The sequence below is a fragment of the Rhizobium esperanzae genome (assembly GCF_002204185.1).
GTDB lineage: Bacteria > Pseudomonadota > Alphaproteobacteria > Rhizobiales > Rhizobiaceae > Rhizobium > Rhizobium esperanzae.
This window is the reverse complement of sequence record NZ_MXPU01000015.1, coordinates 1-17,630: the sequence shown is the minus strand read 5'-3', so window position 1 is coordinate 17,630 and position 17,630 is coordinate 1. Positions and strand designations below refer to the sequence as shown.

Below are 17,630 nucleotides of genomic sequence, written 5' to 3'. Positions count from 1 at the left end.
GTCACCCGAAGCGCTTGAGGTTGGCCGCGCCGGCGACCGGCAGATCGAAGGCGAGCGCACTGCCGATCTCGTGCGACGGCAGGCTCGCGTCGATTTCAGCCTTGATAGGCCCAAGCGGCGTTTGGAGGAGGTATTCGCGTGTATTGCCTGCGAAAGACGTGCCGTGCACCGTACCCTGGAACGGACCGGAGCCGAGAGTCACCGTACGCGGGCGCCAGGCCAGGCCGGCTGCAGCTTGCGGCGGCGGATCGGAGAGTGCTGCCGGGCCGTGCGGCGTCACGAGTTTTCCGTCCTTCAGGGCGAAGACATTCTCGAAGCCGACGAAATCGGCGACGAAGGCGGAGGCGGGATTGTTATAGATCTCCTCAGGCGTGCCGATCTGTTCGATGCCGCCGTTCAGCATCACGACGATGCGGTCGGCGAGCGCCAAGGCCTCGACCTGGTCGTGGGTGACGAAGATCATGGTGATACCGGTCTCTTTTTGCACGCGCTGCAATTCCGCGCGCATTTCGAGACGAAGCCGGGCATCGAGATTGGAGAGCGGTTCGTCGAGCAACAGCACCTTCGGCTCCATCACCATGGAGCGCGCCAGTGCGACGCGCTGCTGCTGACCGCCGGAGAGTTCGGCGGGCTTTCGGCCAGCGAAGCTGGTCAGGCCGACGGATTTCAGGCCGGCGCCGACGCGGGCATCGAGGTCCGCGCCCGAAATGCCCTTGAGGCGAAGGCCGAAGGCGACGTTTTCGTAGACCGTCAGATGCGGGAAAAGCGCGTAGGACTGGAAGACGAGGCCGACGGCGCGTTTGTTGGCGGAGACGCGGGTTATATCGGCGCCGTCGAGACCGATGCGGCCGGAAGCCGGCTTCAGCAGGCCGGCAATGGCGCGCATCGTTGTCGTCTTGCCGCAGCCGGAGGGGCCGAGAAGAGCGACCAGCTCGCCCTTGGCGATCGCAAGGTCGAGATCCCTCACGGCGACCGTATCACCATAGCGAAGCGTCAGCTTGTCGAGTTGGAGATAGGCATCAAACATAGCGCGAGAATCCCAGGAAGCGTTCGGCGAGGAAGACGATGCCGATCGAGAGGAAAGCGAGAAGGGCGGAGAGCGCCGCGATGGAAGGATCGTAGGTGGTTTCCATATAACCCAGCATATCGATCGGCAGGGTTCGGACACCCGGGCCGGAAAGGAAGAGCGAGACTGGCACCTGATTGAAACTGGTGACGAAGCCGAGGATGAAGGCGGCCAGGATGCCGCCGCGGATATTCGGCATCACCACGCGGAAAAAGGCGCCGAGCCTGGAGGAGCCGAGCAGGACGGCCGCCTCCTCAATATCCGAGCGCAGATTGTCGAGGCTCGCCGAAACGACGCGCACCGCATAAGGCAGCACGAGGGCCGCATGGGCGAAGAAGAGCGCGAGCGTGATGTTGAAGCCAAAGGGTACGACGAGATAACGCAGCAATGCCAGGCCGACGATGATGCCGGGAACGATGATCGGCAGCGAGACGATGGTGCGGACGGTCTCTGCTGCGGGCAGCGGGTAACGCGACAGGGCATAGGCAGCCGGGATGCCGAGGATGAGGGCTGCGAGCGTTCCGAAGACGGCAAGGAACATCGACATGGCGAAACTGTCGCGGAAGCTTTCGATGGTGAAGACCTTCATCACCCAGCGCAGCGACAGGCCCTGCGGCGGAAAGGCCAGCGTGTCGCCCGAGGAAAGCGAGGCGGCGATGATGATCAGGAACGGACCGATCAGGAAGACGAGCAGCAGGAAGAGCACGACAGGCGAAAAGAGACGAATGCTCATCTGCGGCTCCTCGCGGTCGCTAGCCGTTTCAGCAGGATATTGGCGGCAAAGCTCATGACGATCAAAATGAAGGCGATGACGCTTGCCGAGACGAAATCATTGGCGACGGAAACCTGCTGGTACATCAGCGTTTCGAGCATCAGCACCTTGGAACCGCCAAGTACGGCGGGTGTGATATAAGCCGTCAATGAGCCGGTGAAGACGAGGGTACCGCCGACGACGAGCCCTTCACGCGTCAGCGGCAGGATGACCTTCCAGAAGACCTGGAACCAGTTGGCGCCAAGCACACGGGCGGCGGGGATCGCATCCTTCGGCATGTTTTCGAGGGCGCTAATCAGCGACAGGATCATCAGCGGCAGGAAGAGCTGCAGCAGGCCGATGAAGACGGCGGTTTCGGTGAAGAGCAGGCGCAGCGGCTCGGCGCTGAAACCGAGACCCGTTATTGCCTGGTTGACGATGCCGGTGCGGCCGAGAATGACGATCCACGCATAGGTGCGCGCCACCGGCGAGATCATCAGCGGCAGGGTGACCAAGCCGACCATGCGGCCTTTGCCGTTCGCCGGCAGGTTGACGATGGCAAAGGCTGCGGCATAGCCGATGACGGCCGAGACGGCGGTGACCTCGATGGCGAGCCGGAAGGAGCGCAGGAAAACGGTGCGGTTCAGCGTCTCGGAAAGGAAGCCTGTATAGGCCGACAGCGTCCAGGCGCCGCCGGCACGAAAACCCTCCGACAGCAGGATTGCGACGGGCAGCAGGAAGACCACTGTCGCAAAGACGGCTGCCGGCAGGGCAAGCGCCAGGGCTTCCGCGCGGTTCTGGAACATGACGTGCCTTTCCGGGAGAGGAGATGGCCCCGGCGAGCGGCCGGGGCGGGTTCATGCGGGCTCTACTGGCCGACCTTCTCGTTCCAGGTCTTCAGCCAACCGGCGCGGTTGTCGAGGGCGATGGCGGAAGGGATCAGCTTGAGGCTCTTGGCCGTTTCCTCGCCATAGGTGAGGTTGCCGGCGGCAGCTTCGGAAAGCTTGACCTCGCTATTGGCGGGGCTATCGATCAGCTTTTCGGCGAGCTTGGTCTGGATCTCGGTCGAAAGCCAGAAATCCATGAACTGCATGGCGAGATCCTGGTTTTTCGAACCCTTGGTCAACACCAGCACGTTCATGCCGCCGGTCTGTCCCTCCTTCGGCGTTGCCCAGGCGACGGGAAGGTCGAGCTTGGTGAAGCCGGCCCAAGAGAAACGGCCGATGGGGGCTGCCCAGATTTCCTCCTGCTGCATGAGCTGCACGAGCTGCGAGGACTTTTCGTAAAAGGTGACGATGTCGTCCTTCTTCTCGCCCAGCGCCGCGATCGGGCCTTGCAGATCAGGCGTATCTTTGCCGAGCGACAGGCCCAGCATATAGAGCGCCGGCGGGCCCTGATTGGTGGTGACATTCGGGAAGGCGACATGGCCGACATATTCCGGCTTCAGAAGATCGGCCCAGGACTCGATCTTCATCTTGTCGGAACGATAGGCGATCGACGTGGCATAGAACGTATAGCCGACGCTCATGCCGTCGCCGTTGGGATCCTTGGCGACGTCGTAAAGCTTGTCGAAATTGGCAAGTTTCGTCGTATCGATCTTGTCGGTCAGGCCGGCGCGCGATGCCGCAAGCGCGTCCGCCATCGAAACGGCGGCGAGATCGACCACGGGATTGGCCTTGTTCGCCTCCATCTTGGCCAGCCGCTCGACACTGTTGCCGGTCTCGACCACCACCTTGCAGCCGCATTGGGCTTCGAACGGATCATAGACCAGCGTCTTGAAGTCGTCCTGCGCGAAGGCATAGACGGAAATGGTCAGCGTCCGTTCGGCTGCGGAGGCGGCAAACGGCCACAGTGCGGCGAGCGCCGCCGACGCCATGAGAGCTTTCTTCATCTTACATGTTCTCCATCTCTGAGGTTTTTGGTGCCGGGCTCGCAGGCCCGGACGATTGGCGGACAATCAGCTGCATCGCGACGCGTTCGATGTCCGCGGTAACGAGCACGCCTTCCCGGGCGCGGTTTTTTCTGATGGTATCGGCCAGCGCCGACACGGCAATCCCGGCAATTCTATCCATGTCCATCCTGACCGTCGTCAGCGACGGTGTGACAACAGGCGACCAGATGAGGTCGTCGAAGCCGGTGACGCTGGCATCGCCGGGAACGCTGATGCCGGCCTGCTGCAGCTCGGTCAGCGCGCGCAATGCCTGCAGATCGGAAAGAGCCGCGAAAGCGGTAAAACCCTCCCGCACCTTTTCGGCAAGGCCGAGCGGACAGCCGCTGCCGCCATCCTGCTCCACCTTCCCGATCCACAGCGTTTCGGCATGCATGCCCGCGTGCATACCGGCGCGAATCCCTTCGGCGCGGTCGTTCTGAACGCTGGATTCCTGGTTGTTGCCGATGATGAGGATGCGCTGGTGGCCGAGGTCCGCGAGATGGAGAGCGATTTCGCGGCCGCCCTGCCAATGGTCGGCGGAAACGGTGTTGCCTGGCGTCGAGGGGGTGTCGATGAGAGCGACTGGGCAGGCGGCGGACGAAATGCGGGTGGCGCGGCGGGGAATAATGACCATGCCGTCGACGCCGCGTTCGACGAGACGATTGATCGCCTCGGTCTGGGCGGCAGCATCGCCGCGGGAGTCGGCGATCAGCACGCCGTAACCGGCGGCGGAGGCGGCAAATTCGATCGCCTGTGCGATCTTCGGGAACAGAGGGTTGGCGATATCGGGCAAAACCAGGCCGAGCACGCCGCTGCGGCCGGTCCTGAGCGCGCGGCCGGCCTGGCTCGGGACATAGCCCAGTTCAGCGGCGTGTTCGCGGATCCGTTCGACCAGCTGCCCCGAGACCCGGCCTTTACCGGAAAGCGCATTCGAGACCGTGGCAATGGAGACGCCGAGCGAGGTCGCTATCCTGCTGAGGTTCGGTCCGGAGCGCGATGAAGCCATGGTCAGGAATATTCTGATTAATCGTTTAATCAGTCCTATAGCAGCCGTTTCTGCTTGTCGAATCTAAATTCGTCTGGTGCGCGATTATTCCGGGATTTGTCCGGCATGAAAAAAACCCCGCGAGGCGATCGCGGGGTTTTGTATTTCCAGGAAGGCGAAATGCCGATCAGCTCTTGGCCCTTGCCGGCGCCGGCGTCACCGCTGCTGTGGTCTTGCCGCCGGGCGCGTAGCCGCCCCCGACCGCAATGTTCAGCGAGACGTAGTCCTTGGCCATCTGCTGGACGGCCTGGGCAAGGCTTGCCTGGGCAAGCGAGACCTGGCGCTGCGCATCGAGAACGTCGAGCAGCGAGGAGGCGCCGTCCTTGTAGGACGCGGTCGACAGTTCGAGGGTTTCCTGCGTGGTCTTCACCTGAGCCTGTAGGGCCGCGACCGTGCGGGCGTCGCGGCGGACAGCGGCGAGTGCGTTCTCGACCTGTTCGACAGCGGTCAGCACAGTCGACTTCCAGTTGAGATAGGCGGTTGCGGCAGTGGACTGCGCCGACTTGACGTTGGCGCGCAGACGGCCACCATCGAAGATCGGCAGGTTGAGGGTCGGGCCGAAGGACCAGGGGGTCAGGTCGCCATGGATGCCGCGCTGGTTGATGTAGGACGGCGAGATCGAGCCGCTGAGCGAAATGCTCGGATAGAGCTGCGCCTCGGCAACACCGATATTGGCCGTTGCGGCGGCGAGATCACGCTCGGCGACGCGAATGTCGGGACGGTTACGGATCAGGTCCGCTGGGATGCCCGAGTTGATGCCGCCACGGAAGACCGGCTGACCGCGACCCTTCAGCAGCTCGTCGACGAGGGCCGAGGCCGGCAGGCCAAGCAGCGTGGCGATGTGATGGGCTGATATACGGATGTTGGTTTCGAGGCCGGGAATTTCGGCGAGCGTCGACTGTACGAGGCCTTCGGCCTGCACGACGTCCAGGCGCGAGGCGGCGCCGGCTTCAAGCTGGAACTTGGTCAGTTCGTAGGTTTCCTGACGGGACTTCAGGTTGGCCTTCGAAAGCGCCAGGCGCTGCTGATAATAGCGAACATCGATATAGCTCGAGACGAGATCCTGCACGAGGGTCAGCTTGGCGACGTCAGCGGATGCGTATGCGGAATCAAGCGAGGCGAGAGCACTTTCGGTGCTGCGCTTGTAGAGGCCGAAGAGATCAAGCAGCCAGGTCAGCTGGACTTCGCCGGCACTGGTGTTGCGGGTGTCGAACTGCGAGCGCAGTTCGCCCTTCTGACCGCTGACCGTGTGCGAAGCGCCGACGTTCAGGTTCGGCAGGGCGCCTGCGCCGGCGGTGGTGACGTTTGCAGAGGCCGCATTGATGCGCTCGATCGCCTGCTGGACGGTCAGGTTCTGCTCGAGGCCCGCATGGACATAGCCATTCAGTTTGGGGTCGTTGAAGGCGGTCCACCAGGCTGCGGTAGCAACGTCACCTACACTTTTCGTGCCGCCTTCTCCGAATTTGGCGGGCAGCGGCATTTCAGGAGGAGCATGATCCGGGCCAACAACGCAGCCCGACAGTAATAACAATAATGCCGGTGTGGCAAAACGAAGAGATACCATTCATTTCATCCTGTACTCGAGCAAGTCAATTCTTGTCCGAAGCTTCATGCTTCACTATCGCAGCCGCGCCTCGTCCTACCACAAACACACACACCGAAGCAGTCGGGCGCAATGTAGCAATCGAAACAGCATTATCACAGTGCATTTATATCACACTCCTGCCGCATTTTTGTCGCGTGTGGCAAAGATGCGTCGAATGACGACGTAGAAGGACGGCACGAAGAAAATTCCGAGCATCGTTGCCGATAGCATGCCGCCGAGAACGCCGAGGCCGATGGCGTTCTGGGCTGCCGAGCCCGCGCCCGTAGCGATCGCCAGCGGCACGACGCCGAGAATGAAGGCAAGCGATGTCATGATGATCGGCCGCAGGCGCAGCCGCGCCGCCTCCAGTGTCGCTTCGAAAAGCCCCTTGCCGCTTTCCATGCGATCCTTGGCGAATTCGACGATCAGGATCGCGTTCTTTGCCGCCAGGCCGATCGTGGTGAGCAAGCCGACCTTGAAATAGACATCGTTGGCCTGGCCGAAGAGTGTTGCCGCCGCCAGAGCGCCGAGGACGCCGACCGGCACTGCCATGATTACCGAGAAGGGGATCGACCAGCTCTCGTAAAGCGCTGCCAAGCAGAGGAAGACGACGAGAACCGAGATTGCATAGAGCATCGGCGCCTGTGAGCCGGAAAGGCGCTCCTGATAGGAAATGCCCTGCCAGGCGACCGTGTAACCGCCGCCGAGTTGCTCGGTCAGCGCTTCCATTTCGTTCATGGCATCGCCGGAGGACACGCCGGGCGCGGCAGCACCATCGAGCGGAATCGCGCTGACGGCGTTGAAGCGGGCAAGCGAAGGTGCGCCCTTAACCCATTCGGTTTTGGTAAAGGCGGAGAAGGGCACCATCTCGCCGGCCGTGTTGCGGGCATACCAGTGATTAAGATCGTCCGGCTGCATGCGGAAGGGCGCGTCGCCCTGGACATAGACCGGCTTGATCTCGCCGTTCAGCGTGAAGTCGTTGACGTCGCGGCCGGTGAAGATGATCGACAGCATCGAATTGACAGAGGCGATGTCGACGCCCATGGCGCCGATCTTTTCCTGATCGAGCACGATGCGCATTTGCGGCTCGACTTCCTTGTTGCTGCTGCGTAGCGCCACGATCTTGCCCGAGCTGTTGCCCATCTGGATCAGGCGCTTGGAAGCCGCCGTCAGCGCGTCGTTGCCGTGGCCGCCGGTATCGACGAGATACATGGAAAAGCCGCTCGAAACGCCGAGGCCCTGAATCGCCGGCGGCAGGAGCGCGAAAACCTGTGCCTCGCGCATCGCAAAGAAGCTGCGAAGCGCCCGGTTGACAACCGACTGGGCGCTCAGATTTGGATCAGTGCGCAGCGAAAAATCCTTGAGCTTGGTGAAAACGATGGCGCTGTTCTGGCCGGAGCCGCTGAAGCCGAAGCCGAGTGCGCCGAAGACGGATTCGACGGCATCCTTCTCATTCTCGCGATAATAGTTTTCCACCTTCTCGACGACGGCCTGCGTCTGCTGCGTCGTCGAGCCTGGCGGTGTCGTGACGATGGTCAGCAGCACGCCCTGATCTTCCTGCGGCAGGAAGGAACTCGGCAGCCTCGTGAAGAGATAGGCGCAGCCGGCGCCGACGAGAAGGAAGACCAGCATGACGCGGATCGGCCGCTTCAGGAGATAGCCGATAGTCCTGACATAGCCGTTGGTCGAGCGCGTGAAGTTGCGGTTGAACCAGTCGCCGACACGGTGTTTCCTGTGCTCGCTGACCGGCTTCAGCATGGTGGCGCAGAGCGCCGGCGTCAGCACGATGGCGACGAGCGCCGACAACAGCATGGCAGAGACGATGGTGATCGAGAACTGGCGATAGATGATGCCGGTCGAACCGCCGAAGAAGGCCATCGGAATGAAGACGGCGGTCAGCACGAGCGCAATGCCGACGATGGCGCCGGTGATCTCGCCCATCGATTTTTCCGTCGCTTCGAGCGGCGAAAGCTTCTCTTCGGACATGATGCGTTCGACGTTTTCGACGACAACGATCGCATCGTCGACGAGAAGGCCGATGGCCAAAACCATGGCGAACATCGTCAAGGTATTGATCGAATAGCCGGTGGCCGCCAGCACCCCGAAGGTGCCGAGCAATACCACGGGAACCGCGATGGTCGGAATGAGCGTGGCGCGCAGATTCTGCAGGAAGACAAGCAGCACCACGAAGACGAGCACGATCGCCTCGATCAGCGTATGCACGACCTTCTCGATCGACAATTCCACAAAGGGTGTCGTGTCATAGGGATAGGTGATCTTCACGCCTTCCGGCAGAGTGCGGCCGATGACATCGAGGGCGGACCGCACGCGGGCGGCGGTATCGATGGCGTTGGCGCCGATCGCGAGGTTGACGGCAAATCCGCTCGAAGGCTGGCCGTTGTAGCGTGAACTGCCGCCGTAGCTTTCCTGGCCGATCTCTATGCGCGAGACATCACTCAGGCGCACGGTCGCGCCGTCCTTTTCGACCTTCAGGATGATGTGCTCGAAGTCGGCGACGGTGGTCAGCTGGCTTTGCGCGGTGATGGTGACGTTGAGTTGCTGACCTGGAATCGTCGGCTGGGCGCCGAGCGAGCCGACGGAGACCTGGGTGTTCTGCGCCTGGATCGCTGCCGTGACGTCGCTTGGCGTCAGCTGATATTTCAAGAGTTTGAAGGGATCGAGCCAGATACGCATGGCGTATCCGGAACCGAAGACGTTGATGCTGCCGACGCCTTCCAGGCGCTGGATCTGGTCCTCGATGGAGGTCGACATGATGTTGCCGAGATCGACCGAATTGCGCTTGCCGTCGGTTGAAACGAGCGAGCCGACGAGAAGGATGCTCGAGGTCGAGCGCGTCACACTGATGCCGGCATCGATGACGTCGCCGGGGAGCTGCGATTGAACCAGCTGCAGCTTGTTCTGCACCTGCACCTGAGCGATGTCGGGATCGATGCTGGTGCCGAAGGTGAGCTGAATGCTGGCCGAACCGGTCGACGAGGTCGAGGTCATGTAGGTGAGGTCGTCGAGGCCGGTCATGCCGTCCTCGATGATCGTCGTCACTGATTTCTCGACAGTCTCGGCGCTGGCGCCGCGATAGGTGGCGTTGATGCGGACCGTCGTCGGGGCGATGTCGGGATATTGCGAAATCGACAGGGTGAAGATCGCCAGAAGGCCGGCGAGCATGATGGTGATCGCAATGACCCAGGCGAAAATCGGACGTCGGATGAAAAACTTGGCCATCGGTTGTTCCTATGCGGCTGAGACGGTGACGATGCGGGCTCGCAGCGATTACTTCGCTGCGGGCTTCCCAGCGTCACCGGCCGCGGGCTGCTCGGCAGCCACGACCACGCCATTGTCGTTGATCTTCATCGGAACCGGCTTTACCGGCATGCCCGCCGCGACCGACTGCAGACCGGTGACGATCAGCTGATCGCCGTCGTTGATGCCTTCGGTCACCAGCCAGGAATTGTTGGAGGGCGAGCTGTTCTCGAAGGCGCGGGTTTCGACCTTGCCGTCGGCGGAAACGAATTGCGCCGTCAGTCGGCCGTTGGCGTCACGGCTCGTCGCCAGCTGCGGCAGCGCATAACCGGTTTCGGCGCCGAGTTCGACGGTTGCGCGGACATACATGCCGGGCAGGACGATACGGTCGGGATTGGGAAAGAGCACACGGATGATGAAGGTGCCCGTGGTCTCGCTGACCACCTGCTTCGACATGTCGAGCTTGCCCTGCTGATTATATTCCTTGCCGTCTTCCAGGATCAGGTGAAAGGCGACGTTCTCCGCGCCCTTGATGTCGCCGGCGGCCATCGCATCGCGCAGCCTCAGGAGGTTGGTGCTCGATTCCGTCAGAGAGATATAGATCGGATCGAGCTGGCGGATCGTCGTCAGCGCTGACGTCTGGTTGGCCGAGACGACATTGCCGATATTGTAGGCGGTCTGGTCGATGACACCGTCGAAGGGCGCGACGATCTTCGTGTGGTCAAGGTCGATCTGTGCCGCGGAAAGGGCAGCCTTTGCCGATTCGACCTCGGCCTTCGCCTGAAGAAGCGTCGTCCTGGCTGTCTCGTATTCGATCTGGGTGGCGCCGCTGCCGACGAGGCGCTGGTAGCGTTCGAGATTGCTTTCAGCGCTCGGCACGCTCGCCTCGGCCTTGGAGATGGCCGCCTTGGCCTGCTCGACGGCGGCGATATAGGGTGCATCCTCGATCTGATAAAGAAGGTCGCCCTTCTTGATCTCGCCGCCTTCCTTGAAGGCGATCTCGCGGATGATGCCGCTCACCTGCGGCCGGATGTCGGCCGTCTGAAAGGCTTCGGCGCGGCCAGGAAGGATCGTCGTGATCGGGAAACTTGCCTTCGTCAGGGCGATCACGCCAACGGGGGTCGCCTGCTGCGCGGCGCCCGCGCCGGCATTGCCCGCGGGCTTGCCGGCGTTGTCGCTGCAGGCGCCAAGCAATGCGCCGGCCAGCAGGGCCGAGGAGATGAGGACGGCACGCCGAATCATTCTGAATTCCCTCATGCGGTGGCAATCGCCGTTCGATCCACGGGCCCGGCCGGGCCGAGCGCAGGCTTATATAAGCGTCAGGACGAGCTTGGCCTCAAATGCCATAATCCCGAGTCTAACAAAAGCTTTACGAAGTGACGTAAGTCAGCAACCGTCACTTAGCAAGCGCTATTTTGCAGTGCGGCATCGACGAAGCCGACGATTTCCTCGGCACGATGCACCAGCGTCTCCTTGTCGTCGCGGATGATGAGGACAGGGTGCAGCACGCAGGCGAGCACATCGGCGACGGTCTGTGCCGCACGCTCGGGATCGCGGCAATGATAACGTCCTTCCACCATGCCTTTGCGGATGATCTCGCCGATTTTCTCCTCGATACGGGCGCGATAGCGATTGCCGGCTTCGAGTTTGGCGTCGATGGTCGAGAGCACCATTTCGAAGATGTAAGGGCTTTTCTGGATATCCTGCAGATGGCCCTCCAGCAGGCGCAGGACGAAGCGGAGCAATTGCTCTTTCGCGGGCATGGCCTGGTCGACAGGGACGAAACGCTCGGCGGCATTGTCGAGATGTCGCCCGGCGATGGCATCGACCAGCGCCACCTTTGAACGGAAATGCTTGAAGACGTTGGCGGGTGACATGTGCAGCGCGCCTGATATATCGGCAATCGACACCGCGGCGAAGCCGCGTTCGCGAAACAGCATCTCCGCCATGGAGAGGATGTCCTGTCGCGTTTCCTCGGCCTTGCGTCTCGGCCTTCTTACCATCCGTCCCCCGCCGGGCCGCGCCCGGTATCCCTTTTTGCCGATGCTAGCGCTATTCAGCGAAAACTGCCAAGCCGATGCAAGGCCCGGCGGCTTTCGCACGTCGCCTGTTCAAGGGAAATAGGGGGCGAGGTTGCTGCGGACACGGGCAAGTGGCGTCTCGCCGCTATTGTCTGGAACAAAGCGCTCGCCGGTTATTGCCTCGTAGGCCCTGATATAGACGGCCGAGGTTTGCTCGATCAGTTCGGTGGGGATTTCTGGAATCTCGTCCTTATAAGGATCGCAGCGCTCCGCCACCCACGCACGGACGAAGTCCTTGTCGAAACTATCCGGGCGCTTGCCAGCGGCAAAACTTGCCGGATAGGTTTCGGCAAGCCAGTAGCGGCTGCTGTCCGGCGTGTGAATCTCGTCGGCGAGAATGATGTTGCCGTCGCCATCGGTACCGAATTCATATTTGGTATCGACGAGGATCAGGCCTTGCTTCGCGGCCATTTCCTGGCCGCGGGCAAAGAGCGCGAGCGCATATTTCGACAAGGTTTCCCACTGCCGGCTGGTCAGAAGGCCTCGCGTGACGATTTCGGCAGGCGTCAGCGGTTCGTCATGGCCTCCGTCGAATTCCTTGCTGGTCGGCGTGATGACCGGTTCCGGCAGGATCTGATTGTCGCGCATGCCGTCCGGCAGACGTATGCCGTACATCTCCCGCTCACCCTTCTTATAGAGGGTCAGGATCGAGGTGCCGGTGGTGCCGGCGAGATAACCGCGCACGACGATTTCGACCGGCAGGATGTCGAGCCGCTTGCCGATGACCACATTCGGATCGGGATAGTCGAGCACGTGGTTCGGGCAAATGTCCTTCGTCGCCTCGAACCAGTAACGCGCGGTCTGCGTCAGAACCTGGCCCTTATAGGGAATACAAGTGAGGATGCGGTCGAAAGCGCTCAGCCGATCTGTGCTGATAATGATTCGGCGTCCGTCGGGAAGGTCGTAATTCTCGCGCACCTTGCCGCGATAGTAGTTCGGCAGTTCCGGGAAATGGGCTTCGGAGAGGATTCGCACGGCGCTCGACTGTCCTTGTATTTGGCTGATGGCTTCCTGCTCTAGTTTCATTACCGGCGAAGTCAAGCCGAGCCGAAGTATCGCATTACAGCCAGAACAGAGCCAGAAGAAACAGAGCGAGGCCGTAAGTTACGACGGCAAGCGGCCAGCCGGCCCGCAGGAAGTCGCTGAAGCGGTAGCCGCCGATGCCCATCGCCAACGTGTTGTTGTGATGGCCGAAGGGCGTCAGAAAATCGAGCGAGGCGCCGATGGCGACCGCGATCAGATAGGCGTCCGGTGCGTGCCGCCCGATCCTTGCAAATTCGAGTGCGATCGGGGCGAGCACGATTGCGACCGTCGCGTTGTTGACGAAAGGCGTCAGCGCCATCGCGAGGAAGAGGATGAGGGCGATGCCGGAAAGCGGATGGTTAACCGCCACGATGAAGCTCAGCCAGCCGGCAATCGCTTCGGCCGCCCCGGTGCTGGCCACCGCTTGTCCGATAGGAATCATCGCCGCGAGCATGATGATGATCGGCCAGTTGAGGTCGGCCATCGCCTGGCGGATGTTGAGATGATTGAGCAAAGCGAGGACGAGGACGACACCCGCAAAAGCGACCTCGGGATGCAGGCCCGCCGCCGATGCCGCGACGCCGCAGGCAAATAATACGAAAGGCCGCCACGAGAGGAGGGCCGGTTCGGCTGAAGCTGTCGGAGCAAGCGGCAGACACTCGCTTTCCTCCAGCGCTTCGGCGATTGCCGTACGCGGCCCTTCCAGCGTCAATATATCACCAATCGACAGTTGCAGATCGAGAAAGCGGCCTTCGATGCGCGGTGTGCGCATGGAAAGAGCAGTGACTGCGATGCCGCGATGGTGGAAGACTTCGAGTGAGCTGACGCGTGAACCCACCAGTGTGCTTTCGGGCATGACGACGGTTTCCACCCGGGTGAAATCTGGCGGCCGACCAGTCAGATGGGCATCGGCCACCAGGGCCTGTGTGGCGGCAAGGCCGGCAAAGAGGTCTTCGGCGCCTTCGGCAAGCAGCACGTCGCCCGCGCTGATCATTGACTGGTCGAGCGGCCCAAACACAAAATTGCCGTCACGGATCAGCGCGTGCGGTTTGATGCCGAAGCGGGTCGGACACTCGGAAAGCCGTGTGCCGATCAGCGGCGAAGCATTGGGAATGCGACGTTCGACGACAATGCGACGCGAGCCCTGGGCGAGCGTTGCCGGCACTGCGTCAGGTTCCGGAAACAAGTATCGGACCCGAAAGGCGATGAGCAGGATGCCGGCGATTGCGACTGGCAGCCCGACATAGCTGAAATCGAAGAAATGAAAACCCGCGCCGGACGTCCTGGCAAGCGCGTCGCTGACGAGCAGGTTGGCGGGCGTGCCGATCAGCGAGACGAGCCCGCCGAGCAAGGCGGCAAACGAGATGGGCATGACGAGCTGACGGCGGGGGATTGAGAGCGCGACGCCAAGCCGCAGCGCCACCGGCAGGGTGATCGCAAAGGCGCCGATATTGTTCATGAAGATGGAAAGAAAGCCGGCAAGCGAGGAAGCGCCTGATATGACCTTGAAGTTCGATGGTCTTGCGGCTGCGACACGCGCCGCGAGGTTGTCGAAGAGCTTGGCGCGTGCCAACACCTGGACGATCAGCAGGATTTCGATGACGGTGATAACGACGGGGCTGGCGAAGCCCGCGAAGATTTGATCGACCGGATAAAGTCCGAGCGCATAGCCGGCGAGCAGGCCGGCAATCGCAGTCACCTCGATGCGTATGCGCTCGAGCGAGAAGAGAACGAGCATCGCCACCAGAAGGATCAGCAGGGATGCTTGCTCGAACGACATGGGCGGATCCGGTGTTTCATTGACGGCGGCATGTCGCGGTACCGGAACTGCTGCAGATTTCCGGATGACAGGCCCTGGGCGGACTGTAGTCGTTCCTCATCTGCTGTACAGAGGCGCCAGCCCGCAAAGATTGAACAATCTCATGTCTTCGCTCGGGCCGAAACCTGCCAGCGGCCCTCGGCATTCCGCTCCAGCACGGGCGTTGCGAAGACACCGCGGATGCGCGCGACCCATTGCGGCCCGGCGGCTGCGAGGCTGTCGCGCCAGCGCTCCGATTGCAACATGGCCGCGCCGATAACGACGGGTTCGATGCCGCAGGCCGTCAACAGCTCAAGGCCCGAGACGATCGAGGCGCCGCTGGAAATGACGTCGTCGATCAGGGCGACGCGCCGTCCGGTCAGCAGCGGCAGCATGCGCGGATCGATATAGAGGCGCTTGTCCTGTGTCGGCGTGGTGATCGAAGACAGAGGAACGGAGAGTTCGTCGCGGTACCAGAACTTTCGCGAGGTGCCGAGAGGGACGTAGCGGCCGTGGCCGAGCTTCTGGGCAACGGCGGCGGCAAGCGTCAAGCCGAGCGTCGGCAGACCGGCGATGACATCGACGCCCATGGGTCTGATCTTTTCGGCGAGACCGTCGGCCAACGCGCCGAGGACGGCGAAGCTCGCCTGGTTGACGATCAGCGAAGCGAGGGCGTGATCGCCATCTGCCAACACGCGTATCGGCAGGCGAAGCTGGCGGCCGTCCTCCAGCGTGGCGACATAGAAAGTGGTGAATTCCCGATCCTCGGGAAAGGTGCCGGGCGGATGGATCTCCTGCCAGAAGTCATGCGGCGCCATCTCCGACACATCGGTCAACGTCTCGCCCTTTCCATGCCGGCTCTTCGGCGCAACCCCTGCAATTCTCCCTCGGTCAGCGCACGCACGGCGCCTTTTGGGAGTTCGCCGAGTTCGAGCCCGCCGATTGCGACCCGCACAAGGCGCAAGCATTCGGCCCCGAGCGCCTCCAGCATACGACGGATCTGGCGATTGCGGCCTTCATCGAGCTCGACCTCGATCCATGAGTTCCTGTCACCCTGGCGCAGGCGTCGTGTGGCGGTGGCGGTCAGCAACTCGCCGTCATGACGGATGCCGGATGTCATGGCGGCAATTTCCTCGTCGTCCATGAGGCGGTCGATCTGGACATGATAGGTTTTGGTCACATGGGTGAGCGGATCGAGCAGGGTCTGGGCGAATTCGGTGTCGTTGGTGAAAAGCAGCAGGCCTTCGCTCGCCTTGTCGAGCCGTCCGACCGGAGAGAGGTGCGGGACGTCGAAATTCTTGAGGCAATCATAGACCGTCGGCCTGCCCTCGGGATCCTGGCGGGTCGTGACGAGCCCGCGCGGCTTGTTGAGCATCAGATAGATTTTCGCCTCGGCGGCAATGACAAGTCCATCGACACTGATCCTCGCCGTCGACAGATCGACCCATGCAGAGGCATCGCTGACGGTACGGCCGTCGACGGCGACGCGGCTTTCGGCAATCAGCCGTTCGGCCTGGGTACGGGAGCAATAGCCGAGTTTGGAAAGGGCGCGCGGAAGGGTGACCCGCTTGCCTGCAGTGTCGGCGGCAGGCTTTAACCGCTCGCGCGTCTTATGCGATGGGCGCCGGTCTCTCATCTGCCATCCCTGTCCAGTCTCGATGCCGCTTCTTGGCACGAACGGTACAACGATGCCAGCATGACAACCAAACCAGGGAGCGATAGGGGTGCAAAACGACGTCAGCGCTTCGGATAAAGCGCCGTCTGCGCGAAAAACCGGTCGGTCGCGCCGCCTTAGCGGCAGGCCATGAAGCCGGCGAGTTCCTTGCGGCTGACGACGATGCCAGCAGCGGCCTTCGCCGGGTCGGGATGGGTATAGGACAGGCTTGGCATTTCCGGCAGCTCGAGTGCCTGACGCATATTCATGATGCCGACCGCGTAACGGCCGTTAACGCCATCGACGCTGACTTCAATGATGCAATTGGCCCTCTTGTTTTCCATGTTGTCCTCCCTTTCGTTTTTATGGTCCCTTGCTGACATTAAAAATTGGTTTTTATAAGACCTAAGCATTTACGCACCCTACCGAAAAACGGATCGGCGGGTGCGTAAAAATATGATTTTTTAGCGGATGCAGGGGGATTAGCGCCACCAATGGCGAGGCTGCGGCTGTGAATTGCCGGATAGCAGGTAGCCAATGAGGAAGCCGACTGCCCCGGCAAGCACCAGTGCGGTGGTGGTTGCGGCCGCATGCTCGCGGGCGGCGCCGGCGGCGGCTGCCCCTTCGGCCCGGATTTGGGCGACGGCGTTTTTTGCGCGGGGCAGGGCTTCGTCGTATGCCTTGCCGGCGCGGCCGCGCACTTCGTAATAGGCCTCGGCGCCCTGGGCGGAAATCATCTTCTGCAGACGAGAGACTTCCTGCTGGAGCGCAGCGATGTCCTTGCTGACAGATGCTCTGATATCATCGGTGTTGGCAGCCATGTGGGTCTCCTTCCTTCAATGGGAAAGACAACACCTCAAACGGTGATAGGTTCCGAAATTGCAGCTGCTGATTTGTGACGGAAATTTAAAGCTCGCCGGCCAGCGGCGGGTTAATCCTCGATTAACCATAAATTGGCTCAAACCGCTGTTTTCACGCAATCTTTCGCCGATTAGAAGCGGCAATTCGGGATTTTTTTACCGGCTGATAAAGAAATCTCCGGAAATTTGTCGCGAAAACGCCGCCTGTGGATAAGGAACGTGAAGAAAGTAGCAGCCGAATCAACCTGTTACAAAAATGTCAAAAAACTTTGGCTTGGTGTGTTGACTTAGAAAAGGGGTTAGCTCTATAAGCCCACTCACTGAACGAGGGCGGCGGCGCTGCTGGCGACGAAGTCTTTCGTTCTGAAGAAACTCAAGCGGATTGGCGATTGCTGGTTTGTTGCTTCGGGCTTAGGTTTGGAGCGGGTTTTGGTGACGGCTGATGGTCGTCGGTTCTTTGACAATTGAAGATGAGAAGAAAGAGAAACGTGGGCGGCGGAGCTTGCGGGATCGGCAGCGATGCTGGTTCTTTGAAAGAGACTTTGGCGGTCACGTTTATCAAGAGAAGTTACACTGGTT

Annotated in this window: 16 protein-coding genes; all 16 read right to left on the bottom strand. The window is 61.4% G+C overall.

Annotated elements, in window-relative coordinates; genetic code table 11:
- Position 1 precedes the first annotated feature (1 nt).
- Positions 2 to 1,027 (bottom strand): ABC transporter ATP-binding protein, encoded by a 1,026-nt coding sequence (locus B5E41_RS21185; protein WP_088395924.1) that lies wholly within the window; start codon positions 1,025 to 1,027, stop codon positions 2 to 4.
- Positions 1,020 to 1,799, bottom strand: a complete 780-nt coding sequence (locus tag B5E41_RS21180; protein ID WP_088395923.1) for an ABC transporter permease — start codon at positions 1,797 to 1,799, stop codon at positions 1,020 to 1,022. The genes B5E41_RS21185 and B5E41_RS21180 overlap by 8 nt, the downstream gene beginning before the upstream one ends.
- Positions 1,796 to 2,623 (bottom strand): ABC transporter permease, encoded by an 828-nt coding sequence (locus B5E41_RS21175; protein ID WP_064811235.1) that lies wholly within the window; start codon positions 2,621 to 2,623, stop codon positions 1,796 to 1,798. Before B5E41_RS21175 ends, B5E41_RS21180 begins: the two co-directional genes overlap by 4 nt.
- 62 nt (positions 2,624 to 2,685) lie before the next feature.
- A complete protein-coding gene (locus B5E41_RS21170; RefSeq protein WP_088395922.1) occupies positions 2,686 to 3,708 on the bottom strand; it encodes an ABC transporter substrate-binding protein in 1,023 nt (340 codons plus the stop codon).
- A gap of 1 nt (position 3,709) precedes the next feature.
- Complete coding sequence (locus tag B5E41_RS21165; RefSeq protein ID WP_088395921.1) at positions 3,710 to 4,753, bottom strand: LacI family DNA-binding transcriptional regulator; 1,044 nt, start codon at positions 4,751 to 4,753, stop codon at positions 3,710 to 3,712.
- A 166-nt stretch (positions 4,754 to 4,919) separates the two neighbouring features.
- Positions 4,920 to 6,356 (bottom strand): efflux transporter outer membrane subunit, encoded by a 1,437-nt coding sequence (locus B5E41_RS21160; RefSeq protein WP_088395920.1) that lies wholly within the window; start codon positions 6,354 to 6,356, stop codon positions 4,920 to 4,922.
- Positions 6,357 to 6,506: 150 nt separating this feature from the next.
- Positions 6,507 to 9,617, bottom strand: a complete 3,111-nt coding sequence (locus tag B5E41_RS21155) for an efflux RND transporter permease subunit (protein WP_064804690.1) — start codon at positions 9,615 to 9,617, stop codon at positions 6,507 to 6,509.
- 48 nt (positions 9,618 to 9,665) lie between these two features.
- Positions 9,666 to 10,877: an efflux RND transporter periplasmic adaptor subunit gene (locus tag B5E41_RS21150; RefSeq protein ID WP_088395919.1), complete on the bottom strand. Its 1,212-nt coding sequence runs from the start codon at positions 10,875 to 10,877 to the stop codon at positions 9,666 to 9,668.
- A gap of 158 nt (positions 10,878 to 11,035) precedes the next feature.
- The gene (locus B5E41_RS21145) at positions 11,036 to 11,638 is read right to left on the bottom strand and encodes a TetR/AcrR family transcriptional regulator (RefSeq protein ID WP_088395918.1); all 603 of its coding nucleotides are present in this window, start codon (positions 11,636 to 11,638) and stop codon (positions 11,036 to 11,038) included.
- 108 nt (positions 11,639 to 11,746) lie between these two features.
- Positions 11,747 to 12,691 (bottom strand): phosphoribosylaminoimidazolesuccinocarboxamide synthase, encoded by a 945-nt coding sequence (locus B5E41_RS21140; protein WP_064804684.1) that lies wholly within the window; start codon positions 12,689 to 12,691, stop codon positions 11,747 to 11,749.
- An 85-nt stretch (positions 12,692 to 12,776) separates the two neighbouring features.
- On the bottom strand, positions 12,777 to 14,519 hold the full coding sequence (locus tag B5E41_RS21135) for an SLC13 family permease (protein WP_088395917.1): 1,743 nt from the start codon (positions 14,517 to 14,519) through the stop codon (positions 12,777 to 12,779).
- Positions 14,520 to 14,659: 140 nt separating this feature from the next.
- Complete coding sequence (locus B5E41_RS21130; protein ID WP_088396025.1) at positions 14,660 to 15,355, bottom strand: phosphoribosyltransferase; 696 nt, start codon at positions 15,353 to 15,355, stop codon at positions 14,660 to 14,662.
- A 14-nt stretch (positions 15,356 to 15,369) separates the two neighbouring features.
- Positions 15,370 to 16,173 carry a pseudouridine synthase gene (locus B5E41_RS21125; protein WP_088395916.1) on the bottom strand — a complete coding sequence of 268 codons (804 nt, stop codon included), beginning with the start codon at positions 16,171 to 16,173 and terminating at the stop codon, positions 15,370 to 15,372.
- Positions 16,174 to 16,328: 155 nt separating this feature from the next.
- The gene (locus tag B5E41_RS21120; protein ID WP_064804680.1) at positions 16,329 to 16,535 is read right to left on the bottom strand and encodes a hypothetical protein; all 207 of its coding nucleotides are present in this window, start codon (positions 16,533 to 16,535) and stop codon (positions 16,329 to 16,331) included.
- 138 nt (positions 16,536 to 16,673) lie between these two features.
- Positions 16,674 to 17,012 (bottom strand): hypothetical protein, encoded by a 339-nt coding sequence (locus B5E41_RS21115; RefSeq protein ID WP_011426630.1) that lies wholly within the window; start codon positions 17,010 to 17,012, stop codon positions 16,674 to 16,676.
- A gap of 356 nt (positions 17,013 to 17,368) precedes the next feature.
- Positions 17,369 to 17,630: hypothetical protein (locus tag B5E41_RS31830; RefSeq protein WP_176439453.1), on the bottom strand; the 262-nt coding region annotated here is incomplete at its 5' end.

Excerpts from the sequence above, each read along its gene's own strand:
- B5E41_RS21185 (WP_088395924.1), bottom strand. The coding sequence starts at position 1,027 with ATGTTTGATGCCTATCTCCAACTCGACAAGCTGACGCTTCGCTATGGT.
- B5E41_RS21180 (WP_088395923.1), bottom strand. The coding sequence starts at position 1,799 with ATGAGCATTCGTCTCTTTTCGCCTGTCGTGCTCTTCCTGCTGCTCGTC.
- B5E41_RS21175 (WP_064811235.1), bottom strand. The coding sequence starts at position 2,623 with ATGTTCCAGAACCGCGCGGAAGCCCTGGCGCTTGCCCTGCCGGCAGCC.
- B5E41_RS21170 (WP_088395922.1), bottom strand. The coding sequence starts at position 3,708 with ATGAAGAAAGCTCTCATGGCGTCGGCGGCGCTCGCCGCACTGTGGCCG.
- B5E41_RS21165 (WP_088395921.1), bottom strand. The coding sequence starts at position 4,753 with ATGGCTTCATCGCGCTCCGGACCGAACCTCAGCAGGATAGCGACCTCG.
- B5E41_RS21160 (WP_088395920.1), bottom strand. The coding sequence starts at position 6,356 with ATGGTATCTCTTCGTTTTGCCACACCGGCATTATTGTTATTACTGTCG.
- B5E41_RS21155 (WP_064804690.1), bottom strand. The coding sequence starts at position 9,617 with ATGGCCAAGTTTTTCATCCGACGTCCGATTTTCGCCTGGGTCATTGCG.
- B5E41_RS21150 (WP_088395919.1), bottom strand. The coding sequence starts at position 10,877 with ATGATTCGGCGTGCCGTCCTCATCTCCTCGGCCCTGCTGGCCGGCGCA.
- B5E41_RS21145 (WP_088395918.1), bottom strand. The coding sequence starts at position 11,638 with ATGGTAAGAAGGCCGAGACGCAAGGCCGAGGAAACGCGACAGGACATC.
- B5E41_RS21135 (WP_088395917.1), bottom strand. The coding sequence starts at position 14,519 with ATGTCGTTCGAGCAAGCATCCCTGCTGATCCTTCTGGTGGCGATGCTC.
- B5E41_RS21130 (WP_088396025.1), bottom strand. The coding sequence starts at position 15,355 with ATGGCGCCGCATGACTTCTGGCAGGAGATCCATCCGCCCGGCACCTTT.
- B5E41_RS21125 (WP_088395916.1), bottom strand. The coding sequence starts at position 16,173 with ATGAGAGACCGGCGCCCATCGCATAAGACGCGCGAGCGGTTAAAGCCT.
- B5E41_RS21120 (WP_064804680.1), bottom strand. The coding sequence starts at position 16,535 with ATGGAAAACAAGAGGGCCAATTGCATCATTGAAGTCAGCGTCGATGGC.
- B5E41_RS21115 (WP_011426630.1), bottom strand. The coding sequence starts at position 17,012 with ATGGCTGCCAACACCGATGATATCAGAGCATCTGTCAGCAAGGACATC.